Source organism: Pseudorhodoplanes sp. (assembly GCF_059499825.1).
In genome coordinates, this window is the sequence record NZ_JCABZI010000010.1 from 359,616 (window position 1) to 378,703 (window position 19,088).

Here is a 19,088-nt window from a genome sequence, read left to right on the forward strand (position 1 = left end):
GCATTGTCATTCCGGTTCGCGGGCGAACGCCCGCGAACGCGGAAGCCGACGCGCCGCTACCGCGGTAATGCCCCTGTGCGTTCGCTGACGATGCAGCAGGCCGAGGTCCAGCCCGAATGGCCGCGCCACGTCACCTCGCACCAGGAATGCGAACTGCGGCGATCGAGCGGCGGACGACACTGTCCAACGGTCAGCCCGGTCGCGCCGGCCGGGATTGACACCACCAGCGGGAAATTGGTGCCCGGTCCTTTGCGCACATTGTGGATGCCCTGCGAGACATTGCCGAGCACGCGATAGGTCTCTCGCGGCAGCGCTGCGACCTGCGGCGGAGGTGACGGCGCTGGCTGCGGCGCGGCAATCGCGGGCGGCGGTGCGACCGCGGCCGGAGGCGCTGGGGGCGGCGGCGTCGGCTGAGCACGCGGTGGCTGCGGTGCGTCGGCATTGGTACGCGCGAGAAAGATCCGGCCCGGGATCTGGTCGTAATAGGCCGGCAATTGCTCGTGCCCGACACTGGCCGCGAGCTTCGGCACTTCGATCTGCAATTCCTTGGCGACATCGATCAGATCGAGGTCGGGCCGCTTCACCAGATCGATGAACAGGCGCGTGAACACCGAGTTGGGATGGGTGTCGTTTTCGCCCAGCCGGTCGAGCGCTTCCTGTCCGGCGCCGGCAGAGAACATCACGAACATGCCGCGCCGGGTATCCATGCGCGACAGCCCGCGTGATTGCCCGATCGAGCGGCCGGGTCCAGCCTTGAACGGATTGTTGCGGCAGGCATCGAGGATCATCACCGTGGTGGCAGCGCCGCGATCGCGCAGCCGTTCGGAGATGTCGTCGGCGAGAAAGCCCTCGGTGCGCAGAAGGTTGCGCTGACCTTCGGTGACATTCGGGACGTCGGTCGGCATCAGGTAATTGCCGCCGTCGAGCGCGACGCCATGCCCGGCAAAGAAAAACAGCGCCGTATCGCCCGGTGCGACCCGGGTCTCGAAATCGACCAGCGCGCGCGCCATGCGCTGGCGGTTGGCGTCGAGCAGGGTGATGACGCTGAAGCCGAGCCCTTGCAGTGTTGCGGAAATCGCCTGCGCGTCGCCGGTGGCCTTTTCGAGCTTCGACACTTCGCTATAGGCGTTGTTGCCGATCACCAGCGCGACGCGCTTGGCCGCCTGCGCCGCGCCGTGCGGCGCACAGCAGAACAGGATGGTGGCGAGTGCGAGGAGATAGGCGCGCAAAGGTCCGTTCCGTCGTGGGCTGGACGGGAGGATAGTGGATGCGGCGCGCGCGGCCAATAGAGCAACGCGCCGCATCGCCGGACGGGCCCATCTCTCAAATGGCGCAATGCTGACCGAGACGCTTCAGCCCGATCCATTGCAGTAGAGCGAAGGCGCCGACTGTTGTGGCCTGCGCGATCACGAATGCGGCACCGAGCAGGGTCGGGTTCACGAAGCCGCTTGCGAGCAGGACCACGCTGTCGATCGCCCACAGCGCGTTGTAGGCGATGATCGCCACCACTGCCGCGCGGGGCGGGTTGGCGCGCAGGCCAATCATGAGCACGATGGCGGCGAAGGGTAGGAGACTCATCCCGACATAGCGCATCAGCGCAACCGGAAGGCCGAGCAGATCGGTGAGGTGTTGCGCGCCGAGGGCGATCAGAAGCCCGGTGGCGGCGCTGGCGGCGGCGTCGGCAAGCAGCGCGCGGCGCAGGAACATCGCGTCGTAGGATTGGCGGATCAGGGCTTTCATGTCTCGCTCCGTGGTTGGACCGGACCGTCGCGGCCGGCGTTGCAGCGAAGATGGAGCGGACGTCCGCGCGGGTCGATTACCTCGCAGGTCATGGAAGCCGTTATAGTCGTCCGGTACACATCGGGCATGAGCATGATGGGGCAATCGCAAACTCAATTCGGTGCGCATTTGCGCGAATGGCGACAGCGCCGCCGCATGAGCCAGCTCGATCTCGCGCTGGAGGCGGAGATTTCGGCACGTCATCTGAGTTTCGTCGAAACCGGAAAGTCTCAGCCGTCGCGCGAGATGGTGCTGCGGCTCGCCGAACAGCTCGACGTGCCGCTGCGCGAGCGTAACGTGCTGCTCAGCGCTGCCGGGTTTGCACCGGTGTTTCCGGAACGGACACTCGACGATCCGCAGATGCAGAATGCCAGGCGTGCGGTCGAGCTCGTGCTGAAAGGGCACGAGCCTTATCCCGCGCTCGCGATCGACCGGCACTGGACCATGATTGCCGCGAATGCGGCGGTGTCGCCGCTGCTCGCCGGTATTCCGGCCGCCCTCGTGACGCCGCCGGTCAACGTGCTGCGGCTCAGCCTGCATCCTGACGGACTCAGCGGACGGATCGTGAACCTCCCGCAATGGCGTGCGCATCTGCTGGAGCGGGTGCGGCGGCAGACCGAGCTCACCGCCGATCCGGTGCTGGTCGACCTGCTGCGCGAACTCGAGAGCTATCCGGCCCCCCGTTCGGCGGGACCGGCGTCGAAGTCGGACTATGCCGATGTGATCGTGCCGCTGCGGCTGAAGGCGGGAGATGCGGTCCTGTCTTTTATTTCGACCACGACGGTGTTCGGCACCCCGCAGGACATCACCCTGTCCGAACTGGCGCTGGAGACGTTTTTTCCGGCGGATCCGCAGACCGCTGAAATATTGCGCGGGATGACGGCCGCGGCCCGGTGACGGCGCCGCCCGGCCGTGCTATCCGCCCACGCCAACCGGATTTTCCGACCGCTTTTCGCCCGCCTTGCGGGAGCCCGAATCCGTCGCTAGGTATGGCAATGGCAAACCCCAATTCGCATAATTTGAACGGCGCCCCGCGAGAGGCGCTGACCTTCGACGACGTCCTGCTTCAGCCGGGACTGTCGGACGTGCTGCCGTCCGAAGTCGACATCCGCTCGCGCATCACCCGCGACATCTCCCTGAACATCCCGATCGTGGCCTCGGCCATGGATACCGTCACCGAGGCGCGGATGGCGATCGCCATGGCGCAGGCTGGCGGCATCGGGGTGATCCACCGCAATCTCGATCCGGACGAGCAGGCCGCCCAGGTGCGCCAGGTCAAGAAGTTCGAATCCGGCATGGTGGTCAATCCTCTGACCATCGCACCCGACGCCACGCTCGCCGACGCCTTCGCGCTGATGAACGAGAACGGCATCTCCGGCATCCCGGTGGTGGAGGGCGGCGGACGCAACGGAAAGGCCGGCAAGTTGGTCGGCATCCTGACCAACCGCGACGTGCGCTTTGCCACCGATCCGTCGCAGAAAGTGTCGGAGTTGATGACCCATGAGGGGCTCATCACCGTGCGCGAGAATGTCGGCCAGGACGAGGCCAAGCGGCTGCTGCATCAGCACCGCATCGAGAAGCTGCTGGTAGTCGATACCGATTATCGCTGCGTCGGCCTGATCACCGTGAAGGATATCGAGAAGGCCGTCGCCAATCCGAATGCCTGCAAGGACGAGCAGGGGCGTCTGCGCGTCGCTGCCGCCACTACGGTCGGCGACAAGGGCTTCGACCGTACCGAACGGCTGATGGCGGCGGGCGTCGATCTAGTCGTGGTCGACACCGCGCACGGCCATTCGCGGCATGTGCTGGAGGCGGTGAACCGCATCAAGCGGCAATCCAACAAGGTTCAGGTGGTCGCGGGCAATGTCGCAACCGCTGACGGCGCCAAGGCGCTGATCGATTCCGGCGCGGATTCGATCAAGGTCGGCATCGGGCCGGGCTCGATCTGCACGACGCGGATCGTGGCGGGCGTCGGCGTGCCGCAGCTCACCGCGATCATGGATGCGGTCGAGGCGGCGCGAAAGACCGGCACGCCGGTGATCGCCGATGGCGGCATCAAGTATTCGGGCGATCTTGCAAAGGCGATCGCGGCCGGAGCCGATTGCGCCATGGTCGGATCGCTGCTCGCCGGCACCGACGAGACCCCGGGCGAAGTGTTCCTGTATCAGGGCCGCTCCTACAAGACCTATCGCGGCATGGGCTCGGTCAGCGCGATGGCGCGCGGCTCCGCCGACCGCTATTTCCAGCAGGACATCAAGGATACGCTGAAGCTGGTGCCGGAAGGCGTCGAAGGGCAGGTGCCTTACAAGGGCGCGACCGCAACCGTACTGCATCAACTGGCGGGCGGGCTTCGCGCGGCGATGGGCTATGTCGGTGCCGCGACCGTCGACGAGCTCCACAACAAGGCGACCTTCGTGAAGATCACCAGCGCGGGCCTGCGCGAGAGCCATGTCCACGATGTGACCATCACCCGCGAGAGCCCCAATTATCCGGGACGGGCGTAGGCTGTCTTATCCCTCTCCTGAGGGGAGGATGACCTCACGCGCGGCGCCATCCAAAGGATCACATCCAGCCCGTCGGGTCGTCGATCGGTTCGCCGTTCAGCGCGCGGACCAGGCCGCGCAGGCAGCGAAACAGCAGCCAGGCCGCGACCGCGACGACGATCGGAATGCCGATACTGAAAAAGCTGAGATAGAAACCGATCAGGCCAACCGACGCGCCAATCCAGAAGGTATAGATCGCCGACGTCATGTGCGAGGCGTAGGGCGAGCCGCCGCACTGGACGCGCTTCAGATAGGCGAGGCCGAGTCCGAGGAAAAACGTGAACAGCGTGAAGCAGCCGGCAAGGTAAAGCAGCCACACGGCGATGGCCGCATTGCGCTCCTCACAGGGTTTCACCGGGTTCTGGGCCGTCATCGTGCCTCCGCGCGAGATCGCGTCGCAGCCCGCGCCAACGCCCGCCCATGCAGGCGGTCTGTCGAAGGGCGAGCCTCATGTATCAGCATGTGGCAGAACCGCCAGTGCCCGAATGTGACATTTCCGCGAGCGCACGATCACCGATCCGCTCACAACCACCCGGTCGGATTGTCGATCGGCTGGCCGTTGATGGCCCGGACCAGCCCGCGCACGCATCGGAAAATTGTCCAGATGACGAGCCCGATCAGGATGAAAATGCCGACCCCGACAATAACGAGAAGGATCCCGACCAGCCCGACCACAAGGCTGATCCAGAACGTCCGGATCGCCGAGACCATGTGCGATTGATAGGGCGTGCCCGCAAAGGCGTCACGCTTCATGTAGGCGATGATCAGGCCCGCGATGACCGTCACCACGGTGATGTGGCCGCCGAGATAAAGCAGCCAGACCGCCATGGTCCAGTTGCGCTGTTCCGTAGACGGGACCGGCTCCGGAAACTGTTGTTGAGGCGGCTCCTGGACCGACATGTCATTTCCTCGCGGCAAGGCACGTTCGAGGCTAACGGCCACGGAACGCAGTGTCTATCGGAGCGACGCGACGTTCACATGTATCGGCGGACGCGATAGCGGATGAGGTATTCGCCCGCGGGTAGCGGCATGACACCCTCGCGCGGCGAGGGCAGGAATTCGATCCGTTGCCAGGGGCCGAATTGCGTCTCGAGCGCCGAATCGCCCGTATAGGGGATGCGCCAGCGGGATTCGACATTCGGTGCCCAACCAAGCGCCATGTCGGAGCCCTTGCTGTGGCGGTCGATCGCAAAGTCGCCTGCAATCTGCGCTCGTCCGTCGACAATTCCGGTCCGGTCGATATAAATGCCGTGCCCTGATTTGCCTTGCCATTGTGCCAGCCGTATTTCACCGACAGGCGGTAGCGCGACGCCGGGCGGCAGCCGCAGTTCATAGCGTACGACCGGGTGGCCTGTGCTTTTTGGCCAGTCATAAGCCGCAACCATCATGGCGCTTCCGCCCAGGACCGAGATCACGAGGACCGCGAGCGCGCTGCGCTGGACCCAGCGCTGGATCGGGGCGAGTGCCACTGTGATCCAGAAGCCTGCGGCGGCGCCGATGGCCAGTCCGGCGATCGCGCTCGAGATCAGCATGTCCTTTAGTTCGGCAATGTCGTGGTCGGTCAGCCAGGCGATCGCGTAGCTCAGCGATTGTCCGAGTTGCATGCCACCAACGCCCCCGGCGGTGGCGACGATCATCGCAAGCAGCAGGATCGCGATGGTGCGCGGGATGCCCGCTTCGGTCATGGCATTATCGTCCGGTCAGCAATGAATGCTGGAACCATTGGTCGCTTTGACCTTCGCAACGGTTCAATTTCAATTCTATCGGACATGGTCTAAAGAGCGCGTCCGGAGATCACCATGCCCGATCAGGCTCGCCGATTCGTCCTTGCTTCGCGCCCTTTGGGCGAACCGAAGGAAGCGGACCTGCGGCTGGAGACCTTTGCCGTTCCTGCGCCCGGCGCCGGCGAGGTGCTGCTGCGCACGCTCTATCTCTCGCTCGACCCCTATATGCGCGGACGCATGAGCGACGCGAAATCCTACGCCGCCCCGGTTCCCGTCGGCGGGGTGATGGAGGGTGGCACCGTCAGCGAAGTCGTCGCATCCAGCAATCCGGCTTTCAGCGTCGGCGACATCGTGCTCGGCCGCACCGGCTGGCAGACCCATGCGGTGTCGGACGGCGCATCGCTGCGCAAGGTCGATCCGGATCTGGCGCCGATTTCAACCGCCGTTGGCGTGCTCGGCATGCCGGGCATGACCGCCTATGCCGGCCTGCTCGAAGTCGGCCAGCCGAAGGCGGGCGAAACGCTCGTGGTCGCGGCGGCATCCGGAGCGGTCGGCTCGGTGGTCGGACAGATTGCGAAGATCAAGGGCCTGCGCGCGGTCGGCATCGCCGGCGGCGCGGACAAATGCCGCTACGTGAAGGACGTGCTCGGCTTCGACGATTGCATCGACCATCGCGCGCCGGATCTGCCGGGCCGGCTTGCTGCGGCCTGTCCCAACGGCATCGATGTCTATTTCGAGAATGTTGCCGGTCCCGTGCTCGACGCGGTGCTGCCGCTGCTGAATACATTCGCCCGCATCCCGGTTTGCGGAACCATCGCGCATTACAACGACACCGCGCCGCCGCCGGGTCCCGACAAGCTGCCCGCGGTGTGGCGGATGATCCTGACCAAGCGGCTGACGGTGCGCGGTCTCCTGGTGACCGACTTCGCCGCATTGCATGGCGACTTCTTGCGCGACATGGGGCAATGGGTGAAAGAGGGCCGGGTGAAATATCGCGAGGACATCGTCGACGGCTTCGAGAACGCGCCGCGTGCGCTGATCGGGCTCCTGCGCGGCGAGAATTTTGGCAAGCTAGTGGTCCGATGCTAACATTCGCACCCCTTCTCAGCGAACTTTTTTGCGAATGTTTGCATCAAAGGACCACTAGCAAGCATTGAATTCTAGTGGAGCTTTGGATTTGACATTCGCTTGCGAGCCCGCCGCCGGGTTGGTGCGAATGTCAAATCCGCTCCACTAGTGGTGCGTGTCGCGGAACGGAGCAAGTAGATGTCGGTTCAGATGATACTGTTGCCGCTGTTCGTGCAGGTGCTGCTCACGATCGCGCTTGGCGTGCATCTCGCAGTCAGACGCCGGATCGCTTTCGCCGAGGGCACGCGCTGGCAGGACATTGCGGCGCGCGAGCCGAACTGGCCGAAGCACGCCATCGTCGCGCACAATGCCTATCTCAATCAGTTCGAGATCCCGGTGCTGTTCTATGTGCTGACGATTCTGGCGCTGATCACCAAGCAGGCCGACCTGCTGTTCGTGATGATGGCGTGGATCTTCGTCGTCATGCGCATTCTGCAGGCGGGTGTGTTCGTGACCTCCAATCACGTGCCGATCCGCGGCGCCTTCTTCGGCATCGGTGTCATCATCCTCTTTATCATGTGGATCATCTACATCGTCCGCATCCTCACGCTGTGATGGTATTGATGCGGAACGTAACGACATGATCCCCGCTGCGCGCATTTCAGCCTCGATCGAGGTTCTGGCCGATATCGAGATCAAGCGCCGGCCCGCCAACGATGCCTTGAAGGAATGGGGGCAGATGCACCGGTTCGCCGGCTCGGGGGACCGCGCGGCGATTGCCGGCCTGGTTTATGATGCGCTGCGTCGCAAGGCGTCGAGCGCCTATGTGATGGGTGAGGCCACACCGCGCGCGGTCATGCTCGGCATGCTGCGGCTGGAGCGTGAGCTTGGCGTGGATGCGGTCGCGTCGTTGTTCAGCGGCGCGCGCTTCGCGCCGGAGCCGCTGAGCGATGGCGAGCGGCAGAGGCTGTCTGCGGCCAGTCTCCAGGATGCGCCGGCGCATGTCGCGGGCGACTATCCGGACTGGCTGGATACAAGCTTCGTCACCATATTCGGCGAGGCGCGGGCCGAGGAATTGTCGGCGCTGGCATCGCGCGCGCCGATCGACCTGCGGGTCAACCCGATCAAGGCCGACCGTGACAGAGCGTCTGCAGAACTCGGCGAGTATAACCCCGAGCAAACCAGCTGGTCGCCGTGGGGCTTGCGCATTCCCGTTGCGCCGGACGCCAAAAGTCCGGCGATCCAGTCCGATCCGGCCTTCATCAAGGGCCATGTCGAAATCCAGGACGAAGGCTCTCAGCTTGCTGCGCTTTTGTCCGGCGCCAAGCCCGGCGAACAGGTCGTGGACCTGTGCGCCGGGGCAGGGGGTAAGACGCTGGCTCTGGCCGCGATGATGGAGAATTCCGGCCAGATCTACGCCACCGATACCGACAAGCGCCGCCTTGCTCCGATCCACGCCCGGCTGGAGCGCGCCGGCGTCCGTAATGTTCAGGTTCGCACCCCGCGCGGAGCCACTGAAATCCTTGATGATTTGGCGGGCAAGGTCGACCTCGTTCTGATTGATGCGCCGTGCACCGGCACCGGCTCGTGGCGGCGTAATCCGGATGCCAAATGGCGGCTGCGCCCCGGTGCGCTGGAGATCCGCCGCCGCGATCAGGTCGCCGCGCTCGACCGCGCCGTACCGCCGCTTAAAGCCAATGGTCGCATCGCCTACGTCACCTGTTCGGTGCTGGATGAGGAAAATGGCGCGCAGATTAGGGATTTTCTGGCGCGGCATCCGGATTTCGTCGTGGAGAAGCCCGAGCAGGTCGCGGCGGCACTCGGCGAGCGCAGTTTTCTGTTTCTCAAGGCGGCGCTGGTCTCTGAGACAGGAATTCTCATGACCCCCCGCCGCACCGGCACCGACGGCTTTTTCATCTCGGTGCTGCGGCGAAGCTGAAGCGTTTTCAAGCGGGCGCCGACTTCGCGCGAAGAAAACGCGTCGACGCAAGAGACTTTAACCCACGTCGAATTTTACCCCCTGTGCCAGCGGCAATGTCCGGCCGTAATTGATGGTGTTGGTGGCGCGCCGCATATAGGCCTTCCAGGAATCCGAGCCGGATTCCCGGCCGCCGCCGGTCTCCTTCTCGCCGCCAAACGCGCCGCCGATCTCCGCGCCGGACGGACCGATATTCACATTGGCGATCCCGCAATCCGACCCGCGCGCGGACAGGAACAGCTCCGCCTCGCGCAGATCGTTGGTGAAGATCGAGGAGGCAAGGCCCTGCGGCACCGCGTTGTGCAGATCGAGCGCGGATTCGAGATCGCTGTAGCGCATGACCCAGAGCAGCGGCGCAAACGTCTCGTGCTTCACAAGATCGGTTTGCTCTGTGGTTTCGGCAAGCGCGGGGCGCACATAATAGGCATCCTTCCATCCGCCGACATCGACGCGCTCCCCGCCGGTCACGACAGCGCCGCCAGCTTTCGCGTCCGCCAGCATGGTCTGCATGGCGTCGAATGCACCGCGGTCAATCAGCGGGCCGACGAGGGTGCCGGCCTCAAGCGGATTGCCGACAGCGACCGATTCATAGGCGCTTTTCAGCCGTGGCAGGAAGCGGTCATAGATTGAGTCATGCACGAACAGGCGTCGGAGCGTGGTGCAGCGCTGGCCCGCCGTGCCCATCGCCGCGAAAGCGACGCCGCGCAGCGTCAGGTCGAGATCGGCCGATGGGCAAACGATGGCGGCGTTGTTGCCGCCGAGTTCGAGGATCGCGCGCGCGAAGCGCTGCGCCAGACGCGGCGCAACCTGACGGCCCATCGCGGTCGAGCCGGTCGCCGACACCAGCGGCACCTTCGGATGGTCGGCGAGCATTTCGCCAAGTGCGCGTCCGCCGATCAGCACCGCGGACAACCCCTCCGGCGCGGTGCCGCCCTCGGCCTTGAAACGTCCGAGCGCGCGCTCGAACAGCGCCTGCGTCGCCAGCGCGGTCAGTGGCGTCTTCTCCGATGGCTTCCAGACGATGCTGTTGCCGCAGACCAATGCGAGCGCGGCATTCCACGACCACACTGCGACCGGGAAGTTGAACGCCGAAATGATGCCCGTGACGCCGAGCGGATGCCAGGTCTCCATCATGCGGTGTTCGGGGCGTTCGGTCGCAATAGTCAGGCCGTAGAGCTGACGCGACAGGCCGACCGCGAAGTCGCAGATGTCGATCATCTCCTGCACTTCGCCGAGACCCTCCGACACGATCTTGCCGGCTTCGATCGACACCAGCCGGCCGAGCGCGGCCTTGTTCGCCCGCAATTCCTCGCCGAGCAGCCGCACCAGTTCGCCGCGCTTGGGTGCCGGAACGTTGCGCCAGACGAGGAAGGCCGCGTGCGCGCGTTCGATGGCGTCCCGGGCAGCGTCGGGGGAGGTCTCGGCAAGCTCGGCAATGGTTTCGCCCGTGATCGGCGAACGGGCCTTCAGCGTCCCATGGTGGCAGTCGAAAGGCACGCCCAGCCTGGCCAGGAGGGCTGCGGCGTCGTCGGCAAGGCTTCGAGGTTTTGCAGCGGTCATGGTCCCGGTCCCGGTGCGGTCGTGAGAGTGCGACTTGCAGCATAATGGGCCGCGAATGTCATCGGTCCCCTGTTCTGAGCGGAGATGGCGGCAGGTGCCGCTGGCAAAGCCTCCGCCGATCCTATATTTGCGTGGATATCGTCCGGAAATGGCTCGTTTTGCAGGCGATTGGCGCTACCCCTTGAACGGCCGGACGCCACAAAGGCGGTCTCAAACCTTGATTCACGCGTCTCGACAGCACCCGAATCCGTCTCTAGAACCCGCCATGGCGCACGCACCCCAGCACGACAAGCTCCTCATCGTCGATTTCGGTTCGCAGGTCACCCAGCTCATTGCGAGGCGGGTGCGCGAGGAAGGCGTTTATTCCGAGATCGTCCCGTTCCAGAAAGCCGAAGAGGCCTTCCGCGCGATGAAGCCGAAGGCCGTGATCCTGTCCGGCGGACCGGCCTCGGTCCACGAGCAGGGCGCGCCACTCGCACCGCCCGCAATCTACGAGGCCGGCGTACCGGTGCTCGGCATCTGCTATGGCGAGCAGGCGATGGCGCAGCAGCTCGGCGGCAAGGTCGAGGGCGGGCATCACCGCGAATTCGGCCGCGCCGAGGTCACCGTGACCGACGATACGCCGCTGTTCGAGGGCGTGTGGGAGAAGGGCCAGAGCTATCCGGTGTGGATGAGCCACGGCGACCGCGTGACCGTGCCGCCGGCGGGCTTCCGCACGGTCGCGACCTCGCCGAATGCACCGATCGCCGCGATCGCCGACGACGCGCGGAAATTCTACGCCACCCAGTTTCACCTCGAAGTGATGCACACCCCGCATGGCGCGGCGCTGATCCGCAACTTCGTGCGCAAGATCGCGGGCTTCACCGGCGACTGGACCATGCGCGCCTTCAAGGACGAGGCGATCGAGAAGATCCGCAAGCAGGTCGGCAACGGCAAGGTGATCTGCGGGCTGTCCGGCGGCGTCGATTCGTCGGTCGCCGCGGTGCTGATCCATGAGGCGATCGGCGACCAGCTCACCTGCGTGTTTGTCGATCACGGGCTGCTGCGGCTCGGCGAGGCGGAGAAAGTCGTCGCGCTGTTTCGCGGCTCCTACAACATCCCGCTGATCCATGTCGAAGCCGAAGAGATGTTTCTGAAGGAGCTTGACGGCGTCGACGACCCCGAGACCAAGCGCAAGATCATCGGCCGGCTGTTCATCGATGTGTTCGATGCGGAGGCGAAGAAGCTCGGCGGCGCCGATTTTCTCGCGCAGGGCACGCTGTATCCGGACGTGATCGAGAGCGTGTCGTTCACCGGCGGACCCTCGGTCACGATCAAGTCGCACCACAATGTCGGCGGCCTGCCCGAGCGCATGAAGATGAAGCTCGTGGAGCCGCTGCGCGAATTGTTCAAGGACGAGGTGCGCGCACTCGGCCGCGAGCTTGGGCTGCCGGATGTGTTCGTCGGCCGCCATCCGTTTCCGGGACCGGGGCTTGCGATCCGCTGCCCCGGCGTCATCACGCGCGAGAAGCTCGATATCCTGCGCTACGCCGACGACATCTATATCGAGGAAATCCGCCGTCACGGGCTCTACGACGATATCTGGCAGGCCTTTGCGGTGATCCTGCCGGTGAAGACCGTCGGCGTGATGGGCGACGGCCGCACCTATGATTTCGTGGTCGGCCTGCGCGCCGTCACCTCGACCGACGGCATGACCGCGGATTTCTATCCGTTCGACATGAAGTTTCTCGGCCACGTCGCGACGCGCATCATCAACGAGGTGAAGGGCGTCAACCGCGTGGTTTATGATGTGACCAGCAAGCCGCCGGGTACGATCGAGTGGGAATGAGAACGGTGCCAACGGCTCGATCCTGAGCGCCGTATTGGCCGCTATCTGCGCGAACCGGCCCTGCCTCGCCATTGCAGAAGCGTCGCAGCCAGCGTAAGTACGGCGCCAACGAGGCAGAGTGCGTTCCATCCGCCGAAGGACCAGGCCGCGCTTGCAGCCGCCGATCCTGCCGCGCCGCCCACGAACATCGATCCCATGAACAACGTGTTGATGCGCGCACGCGCTTCCGGCCGTAGCGCGAAGATGATGTGCTGATTGGATACGAGCGCGCCTTGTACGGCGAGATCGAGAACGATCACGCCGACGATCAGGCCTGCAATCGATGTCCACAGACCGAAGATCGCCCAGGATAGAAATGCCAGTGCGCCGCTCGTGACTACGACGCGTCGTGGACCGTGCCGATCGGAGATCCGCCCGGCGATTGGCGCGGCCACAATGCCGACGGCGCCGACAATGCCAAACACACCGGCGACTTCGGCGCCCAGCCCAAAATCGGGTTGTTCAAGTCGCAAGGCCAGAATAGTCCAGAAGGCCGTAAACGCTCCGAACAGCAGGGCCTGCGTCACGGCTGCAAGACGCAATGCGGAAAACTCGTGCCAAAGATGGCGTAGCGACGCGAGTAACGTGCGATAGCCGATGCGCGCCTCGGGTGCGATTGCCGGAAGACACAGCATTGCCCACGCGCCGACCGCCAGCGCGAGCGGTGCGCTGAGCCAGAACATTTCGCGCCAGCCTGCGTGGACCGCGACGAATCCGGCCACCGTTCGACTCAGTAGAATTCCGCTCAGCAGCCCTGCCATGACGGTTCCGACGATAGCTCCGCGCCGCTCCGGCGGTGCGATATGTGCAGCGAAGGGAACGATCTGTTGAGCCGCTGTCGACAGAATGCCGACGAAGATCGAGGCGACGACGAGAAGCCACGCGCTGGGTGCAAACCCCGCGCCGACGAGCGCGAGCGCCAGGAGCGAAAACTGCATCGCTATCAACTTGCGCCGCTCGATGACGTCGCCGAGCGGCACCAGCAGGAACAGGCCGGCGGCGTAGCCGAGTTGTGTTGCGGTCGGGATCAGCCCGGCGGTTGCGCCTGGAAAGTCACGCTCGATCACCCCTAGCATCGGTTGATTGTAATAGATGTTGGCGATGGCGAGCCCGGCCGCACAAGCCATTGCAAAGGTCAGAAGGCGCCCGGGACCAACACCGGGTCTGACGAACGAATGACTGCGATCGAAGAGCGTGGACATGCAACCCTCCTGAGACAGGAGCCATGTGCTCGCCAGCGCTGCAAACGGCAATCATATCATGGTGTTAGCCGCCAATACGTTATGGCTGTATGTCCGCGATGTGACGAGCCGCGCCCGGGACGATAGGGTGTCAGTGAGGTCAGCAACAATCCAGCCGCCATGAGCACCGCACCGCATTTCGACATCGACATGGCTGCGCTCTGGCGCGATCCGTATCCGGCCTACGCGAAATTGCGCGAGGAAGCGCCGATCGCCTTCGTGCCGCAGCTCGGCGGCACGGTGTTCGCATGCCGTGACGACATCTTTGTGTGCGAAAAGCAGATCGAGATTTTCAGTTCGCACCAGCCCGGCGGCCTGATGAACACGCTGATGGGCGTCAACCTGATGCGCAAGGATGGCGACGCGCATCTGGCGGAGCGCAAGGCGATCTTTCCCGCAGTCTCGCCGAAAACCGTCAAGGCGCACTGGACCGCGCAATTCCAGGCGCATGCGGACCGTATTCTGGACGCGCTCGAGCCGGGGCGCGAGACCGATTTTTGCGCCGGCTTCGCGCTGCCGTTCTCTGCCGAATGTCTAAAATCGATCACCGGCCTGACCAACATGCGCTACCAGGACATGGATGCGTGGTCGCAGGCCATGATCGACGGCATCGCCAATTATACCGGCGTGCCCGAGATCGCGGCGCGCTGCCATGGCGCGACCGCCGGCATCGATGCGGCGATCGACGACATGCTTCCCGTCGTGAAGAGGGCGCCGGACCAGAGCCTGCTCAGCGTGATGCTGCAATCCGGTATGCCCATGGACAGCATGCGCGCCAACATCAAGCTTGCGATCAGCGGCGGGCAGAACGAACCGCGCGATGCGATCGCCGGGACGGTGTGGGCGCTGCTGACGCATCCTGACCAACTGGGGCTGGTGCGGTCGGGACAGGTCTCCTGGCTGCAGGCCTTCGAGGAATATGCGCGCTGGATTTCACCGATCGGCATGTCGCCGCGCCGGATCGCCAGGCAGCACCGCTTTCGCGACATCGAATTTGAACCTGATGACCGGATTTTCTTTCTCTACGGATCGGCCAACCGCGACGAAGCGCATTTCGACAAGCCCGATCGGTTCGATGTACGGCGCGATACCTCGAAGAGCATCGCCTTCGGCGCAGGCCCGCATTTCTGTGCCGGCGCCTTCGCCTCGCGCGCCATGATCGCCGATGTGGCGCTGCCGACGATTTTTTCCAGGCTGTCTCATCTGCGTCTTGCCGGTGACGCGGAGGTGCGCTTCGGGGGCTGGGCGTTCCGCGGGCTTGCCCGGCTGCCGGTGACATGGGAACGATCCGGTCATCACTGACGTCGCAATCGGACCTGTGGCATGCCCCGCTTTCTCAAGATCATTCTCGCCTTTCTCGCCGGCTTGATCGTCGGCTGGGCGATTCCGGTCGTCTGGTACATCGCAGCCACCAACTATTTCGGTCTTCACGATCGCGACGGCGGCGGCGCGATGGGGGCCATATTCATCATGGGGCCGATCGCCGCGCTTCTGCTCGCAACCATCGCCGCGATCGTGACGATCAGACGAACCGCTTGAGGCTGCTCTCCGTCCGGATGAACACCCTTTCCTTTCGTATGATTGGCGGACCTTGCGCAGGGGCCTAACTGACTCATGTCAATTTTGCCAAGCGCAAGGGAAACAGAGCCATGCCGACGATCACCACCAAGGACGGAGTGCAGATCTTCTACAAGGACTGGGGCAAGGGACAGCCGATCGTGTTCAGCCACGGCTGGCCGCTCTCAGCGGACGACTGGGACGCGCAGATGCTGTTTTTCATCGGCAAGGGCTATCGCGTCATCGCGCATGATCGCCGTGGACATGGCCGCTCCAGCCAGGTCGCGGATGGTCACGACATGGATCACTATGCCGACGACCTCGCGGCTGTGGTCGAGCATCTCGATCTCAAGGATGCCATTCACGTCGGGCATTCGACCGGTGGCGGTGAGGTAGTCCATTATCTCGCGCGTCATGGCGAGAAGCGCGTGGCGAAAGCGGCGATCATCTCCGCCGTGCCGCCGCTGATGCTGAAAACGGCGGCCAATCCGAACGGACTGCCGAAGGAGGTGTTCGACGATCTGCAGGCGCAGCTCGCCGCCAGCCGCGCGAAATTCTACTACGATCTGCCGGCCGGGCCGTTCTACGGCTTCAACCGACCGGGCGTCGAGAAACTGGAGCCGGTGATCCGGAACTGGTGGCGTCAGGGGATGATGGGTGGCGCGAAGGCGCACTACGACGGGATTGTCGCGTTCTCGCAGACCGATTTCACCGACGATCTGAAGAAGATCAACGTGCCGGTGCTGGTGATGCACAGCGAAGACGACCAGATCGTGCCGTATGTCGCCGCCGGGCCGCTCTCGGCCAAGCTTCTGAAGAACGGCACGCTGAAGACCTACAAGGATTATCCGCACGGCATGCCGACCACGCATGCGGATGTGATCAACGTTGACCTGCTCGCTTTCTTCAAAGCCTGAGACAGGATGGCCTGCGATGGAGGGCGCAAGCTGGCACCCTCCATAGCGCCTGCGCTGTGGAGGCTGTCCGCGGTATCGCCGCGGACATAGCTCAAGCTGCCGGTACTAGGGACTGCCGACCTGCGCGTCGGCGTTCCGCCCGGCGAGATCGAGGATTATGTTCGCGGTCCGGTCGTCATCGGCGGCGCAAGGTCACCGGCTGCGAGTCGGCTCATGTCCGGCCTCACTCCTGCGGCAGCAGAAAGGCGAGCCGTTGGTCGGCCTTCGACGGCGCGATCTCATCCCGGATAGAAGAAGGGAGTGCCCGCGACGGCGCAGCCGCGGGCCATGTCCCGGTCACCCCATCGCTGCGAAATTCGCCGCGATCCGCTGCTGCAGGAAGTCATGCGCGGTCACCGGCGGATAGACCTTGCCGGGTCCCTGCACGAAGGCGTTGCAATTTGCCTGGCAGAAGAACGGCAGCGAATAGCGCGAGCCGAGATATTCATGCGCATGCGGCATGCGCACGCGGTGCAGCGTCGACTGAAGCTTGTCGTCGCTCCAGCGCTTCAGCATGTCGCCGATATTGCAAGTGACAACACCGTCCTCCGGCTCGACATCGGTCCAGGCCAGTTCGCCGGCTTCCTTGCCGGGGCAAAGCTGCAGTCCGCCCTGGCCCTTGCGCTGATGCAGAAGCGTGAGACATGCATAGTCGGTATGCGCGCCGGCGCGCCAGCCGGTGAAGTCTTCCGGCTTGGCGTCCACCATCGGCAGGTAATGCAGCAGTCGCAGCGTGCTCTGATACTCTGGCGATTGCGGATCATGTGCGTCAGTGAAGAAATCCGGCGCGAAGCCGAGCTTCAGCGCGAAGCAGGACAGCACTTTCATGCCCAGCGCCCAGTTGGCGCGCTCGAACGCCAGCATGGTGGCGTGGAAACCCGGCAGGTTGTCGCCGCCTGGCCACAGATTCAACGGGCCCATGCGCGGCACCGTGATCTGGTAGCTCTCCTTGTTGTCGGCCGTGCCGGTGGAAGGCCGCACCTGGCTCTTGTACTCCCACCCCGAGTTGGTCCCCTTTTGCAGCGGCAGCTTCGCCTTCACCTCATGCGGCAGGTCGAAGAAGCGCGCCGTCATCTCGAAGGCCTCGTCGATCTGCGCCTGCGGGATGTCGTGGTTGACGAGCTGGAAGAAGCCGATTTCGGTCGAGGCATTCCAGAGTTGGTCGGCGATCTCGTGCTTGCGCTTTTCGAAATTGCTCAGATCGATGCGCGGCACATCGCGCTGCTTGGTGGTGCCGATGCCGCCGAAGGTGGTCTCAAGATTGAGTTCGGGCAGGTCGTAGGTCGCTGCGGTTGCGGATTTGGTCATGACATTCTCCACGGAAGGTCCGGCGCGTCAGGCCGAGGTTGCGGGGAGCAAGGATCGTTGCGGAGCATGCGCTGCCCAATTTCTGAGCCGCACCGAAGCCGTAATCCGGGCACGCCGAAGCGCTCGACGCGCAAAGGTGAAACCCGGACCAAGGATGCGGATAGACTCAGATGAAGCATCTTTCGCGCGGCTCCAGAACGATAAAATCGATCCTTGCCGAGCAATGTCCCGGGCGCTTGGGCCCTGACCGCTTCTACTCGCAGGCGAAGTCTAGCAGGAGCGGGCGGCGCGCCGAAGCCTGAAAAGTCGGCAATGAACGTGGGCAGGGGGCACCTGTGCGCATCACCGCAAGATCGCACAAGAGAGGGCAGGGAATGACGCTGCCGGCGCGATCGTACGGAGGTTAGCTGAACGTCGCGCCACCAAGCGCCGCCGAAAAACAATCGGGAGGTTCCAGATGCTCAGCCGTCGTAACGTTTCTGCAGCACTTGCAGGCGGCATGGCCGCCGCGTTACTCGCACGTTTCTCACATGCACAGGACAATCCGGCACGCCCCGCGACGCCGGGGGCCGCGACGTCCTTCCGCGCCCTGAAGCAGATCCGGGCCGGCGTCCTGGATGTTGGCTACGCGGAAGACGGCCCCGCCGATGGACCGGCGGTCATTCTGCTGCATGGCTGGCCCTACGACATCTACAGCTATGTCGATGTGGTGCCGTTGCTGGCTCAGGCCGGATACCGCGTGATCGTGCCGTATCTGCGCGGCTACGGCTCGACGCGTTTCCTGTCGGAGGCGACGTTACGCAACGGTCAGCAGGCCGCTCTCGCCGTCGACGTCATCGCGCTGATGGATGCGCTCCGGATCGGGAAGGCCATCATCGCAGGATATGACTGGGGTGCGCGCACCGCCGACATTGTCGCCGCGCTATGGCCGCAGCGCTGCACGGGGCTGGTATCGGTGAGCGGCTATCTGATTGGAAGCCAGGCGGCCAACGCGATGCCGCTGCCGCCGAAGGCCGAACTCGAATGGTGGTACCAATATTACTTCGCCACCGAGCGCGGACGCGCCGGCTATGACAAATATCGGCGCGATTTCGCAAAGCTGATCTGGCGGCTGGCGTCACCCGAGTGGCGATTCGACGAAGCGACCTTCGCCCGCAGCGCCGCTGCCTTCGACAATCCCGATCACGTCGCGATCGTGATCCACAATTATCGCTGGCGGCTTGGCCTGGCGGAGGGTGAGGCGCAATACGACGATCTGGAAAAGCGCCTCAGTGCTTTTCCGGTCATTTCCGTGCCGACCATCACGCTTGAAGGCGATGCCAACGGCGCGCCGCATCCGGACGCCTCGACCTATGCCGCGAAGTTCTTCGGCCCCTACCTGCACCGGGTAATCGATGGCGGGGTCGGCCACAATCTGCCGCAGGAAGCGCCGCGCGCTTTTGCCGATGCCGTGATCGATGTCGATCGCGCCTGATGCCGGGAGGTCAGAGTGTCGCGCACCACAGCA

18 protein-coding genes are annotated in these 19,088 nt (G+C 64.3%); 10 read left to right on the forward strand and 8 right to left on the reverse strand.

Annotation, left to right across the window (positions count from 1 at the left end):
- Positions 1-56 precede the first annotated feature (56 nt).
- Both AC5I5I_RS15435 and AC5I5I_RS15440 read right to left on the reverse strand, forming a co-directional pair.
- Positions 57-1,229 (reverse strand): caspase family protein, encoded by a 1,173-nt coding sequence (locus tag AC5I5I_RS15435; RefSeq protein ID WP_495974552.1) that lies wholly within the window; start codon positions 1,227-1,229, stop codon positions 57-59.
- 94 nt (positions 1,230-1,323) lie between these two features.
- The gene (locus AC5I5I_RS15440) at positions 1,324-1,740 is read right to left on the reverse strand and encodes a hypothetical protein (RefSeq protein WP_495974554.1); all 417 of its coding nucleotides are present in this window, start codon (positions 1,738-1,740) and stop codon (positions 1,324-1,326) included.
- A gap of 135 nt (positions 1,741-1,875) precedes the next feature.
- Here AC5I5I_RS15440 and AC5I5I_RS15445 point away from each other — a divergent pair, with 135 nt between their 5' ends.
- Positions 1,876-2,676: a helix-turn-helix domain-containing protein gene (locus AC5I5I_RS15445; RefSeq protein ID WP_495974789.1), complete on the forward strand. Its 801-nt coding sequence runs from the start codon at positions 1,876-1,878 to the stop codon at positions 2,674-2,676.
- Between the two features lie 98 nt (positions 2,677-2,774).
- On the forward strand, positions 2,775-4,283 hold the full coding sequence (guaB, locus tag AC5I5I_RS15450) for an IMP dehydrogenase (RefSeq protein WP_495974556.1): 1,509 nt from the start codon (positions 2,775-2,777) through the stop codon (positions 4,281-4,283).
- 58 nt (positions 4,284-4,341) lie between these two features.
- On the opposite strand, the gene AC5I5I_RS15455 is transcribed toward guaB, so the two are convergent.
- The 3 genes from AC5I5I_RS15455 to AC5I5I_RS15465 all read right to left on the reverse strand — a co-directional run bounded on the left by AC5I5I_RS15455 (position 4,342) and on the right by AC5I5I_RS15465 (position 6,007).
- The gene (locus AC5I5I_RS15455) at positions 4,342-4,695 is read right to left on the reverse strand and encodes a DUF4870 family protein (RefSeq protein ID WP_495974558.1); all 354 of its coding nucleotides are present in this window, start codon (positions 4,693-4,695) and stop codon (positions 4,342-4,344) included.
- A gap of 149 nt (positions 4,696-4,844) precedes the next feature.
- Positions 4,845-5,222, reverse strand: coding sequence for a DUF4870 family protein (locus tag AC5I5I_RS15460; protein ID WP_495974560.1), 378 nt, complete (start codon positions 5,220-5,222; stop codon positions 4,845-4,847).
- Positions 5,223-5,296: 74 nt separating this feature from the next.
- On the reverse strand, positions 5,297-6,007 hold the full coding sequence (locus AC5I5I_RS15465) for a hypothetical protein (RefSeq protein ID WP_495974562.1): 711 nt from the start codon (positions 6,005-6,007) through the stop codon (positions 5,297-5,299).
- A 114-nt stretch (positions 6,008-6,121) separates the two neighbouring features.
- Between AC5I5I_RS15465 and curA the strand changes: the two genes are divergently transcribed.
- The 3 genes from curA (at position 6,122) to AC5I5I_RS15480 (ending at position 9,053) form a co-directional block, all read left to right on the forward strand.
- Positions 6,122-7,135, forward strand: coding sequence for an NADPH-dependent curcumin/dihydrocurcumin reductase (gene curA, locus AC5I5I_RS15470; protein WP_495974564.1), 1,014 nt, complete (start codon positions 6,122-6,124; stop codon positions 7,133-7,135).
- 177 nt (positions 7,136-7,312) lie between these two features.
- The gene (locus tag AC5I5I_RS15475; RefSeq protein ID WP_495974566.1) at positions 7,313-7,729 is read left to right on the forward strand and encodes an MAPEG family protein; all 417 of its coding nucleotides are present in this window, start codon (positions 7,313-7,315) and stop codon (positions 7,727-7,729) included.
- Between the two features lie 25 nt (positions 7,730-7,754).
- Positions 7,755-9,053, forward strand: a complete 1,299-nt coding sequence (locus AC5I5I_RS15480; RefSeq protein WP_495974568.1) for an RsmB/NOP family class I SAM-dependent RNA methyltransferase — start codon at positions 7,755-7,757, stop codon at positions 9,051-9,053.
- Between the two features lie 57 nt (positions 9,054-9,110).
- On the opposite strand, the gene amaB is transcribed toward AC5I5I_RS15480, so the two are convergent.
- Complete coding sequence (amaB, locus tag AC5I5I_RS15485; RefSeq protein WP_495974570.1) at positions 9,111-10,652, reverse strand: L-piperidine-6-carboxylate dehydrogenase; 1,542 nt, start codon at positions 10,650-10,652, stop codon at positions 9,111-9,113.
- A gap of 265 nt (positions 10,653-10,917) precedes the next feature.
- Here amaB and guaA point away from each other — a divergent pair, with 265 nt between their 5' ends.
- On the forward strand, positions 10,918-12,480 hold the full coding sequence (guaA, locus tag AC5I5I_RS15490; RefSeq protein ID WP_495974572.1) for a glutamine-hydrolyzing GMP synthase: 1,563 nt from the start codon (positions 10,918-10,920) through the stop codon (positions 12,478-12,480).
- Positions 12,481-12,521: 41 nt separating this feature from the next.
- Here guaA and AC5I5I_RS15495 read toward each other — a convergent pair whose 3' ends face one another.
- Positions 12,522-13,721, reverse strand: coding sequence for an MFS transporter (locus tag AC5I5I_RS15495; protein WP_495974574.1), 1,200 nt, complete (start codon positions 13,719-13,721; stop codon positions 12,522-12,524).
- A gap of 159 nt (positions 13,722-13,880) precedes the next feature.
- Between AC5I5I_RS15495 and AC5I5I_RS15500 the strand changes: the two genes are divergently transcribed.
- The 3 genes from AC5I5I_RS15500 (at position 13,881) to AC5I5I_RS15510 (ending at position 16,234) form a co-directional block, all read left to right on the forward strand.
- Positions 13,881-15,062, forward strand: a complete 1,182-nt coding sequence (locus AC5I5I_RS15500; protein WP_495974576.1) for a cytochrome P450 — start codon at positions 13,881-13,883, stop codon at positions 15,060-15,062.
- A gap of 21 nt (positions 15,063-15,083) precedes the next feature.
- Complete coding sequence (locus AC5I5I_RS15505; RefSeq protein WP_495974578.1) at positions 15,084-15,299, forward strand: hypothetical protein; 216 nt, start codon at positions 15,084-15,086, stop codon at positions 15,297-15,299.
- Positions 15,300-15,409: 110 nt separating this feature from the next.
- On the forward strand, positions 15,410-16,234 hold the full coding sequence (locus tag AC5I5I_RS15510; protein WP_495974580.1) for an alpha/beta fold hydrolase: 825 nt from the start codon (positions 15,410-15,412) through the stop codon (positions 16,232-16,234).
- Between the two features lie 336 nt (positions 16,235-16,570).
- Here the strand turns inward: AC5I5I_RS15510 and AC5I5I_RS15515 are convergent, their stop codons facing one another.
- Positions 16,571-17,581 carry an isopenicillin N synthase family dioxygenase gene (locus AC5I5I_RS15515; protein WP_495974582.1) on the reverse strand — a complete coding sequence of 337 codons (1,011 nt, stop codon included), beginning with the start codon at positions 17,579-17,581 and terminating at the stop codon, positions 16,571-16,573.
- 457 nt (positions 17,582-18,038) lie between these two features.
- Between AC5I5I_RS15515 and AC5I5I_RS15520 the strand changes: the two genes are divergently transcribed.
- The gene (locus AC5I5I_RS15520; protein ID WP_495974584.1) at positions 18,039-19,055 is read left to right on the forward strand and encodes an alpha/beta fold hydrolase; all 1,017 of its coding nucleotides are present in this window, start codon (positions 18,039-18,041) and stop codon (positions 19,053-19,055) included.
- Positions 19,056-19,088: the final 33 nt, after the last annotated feature.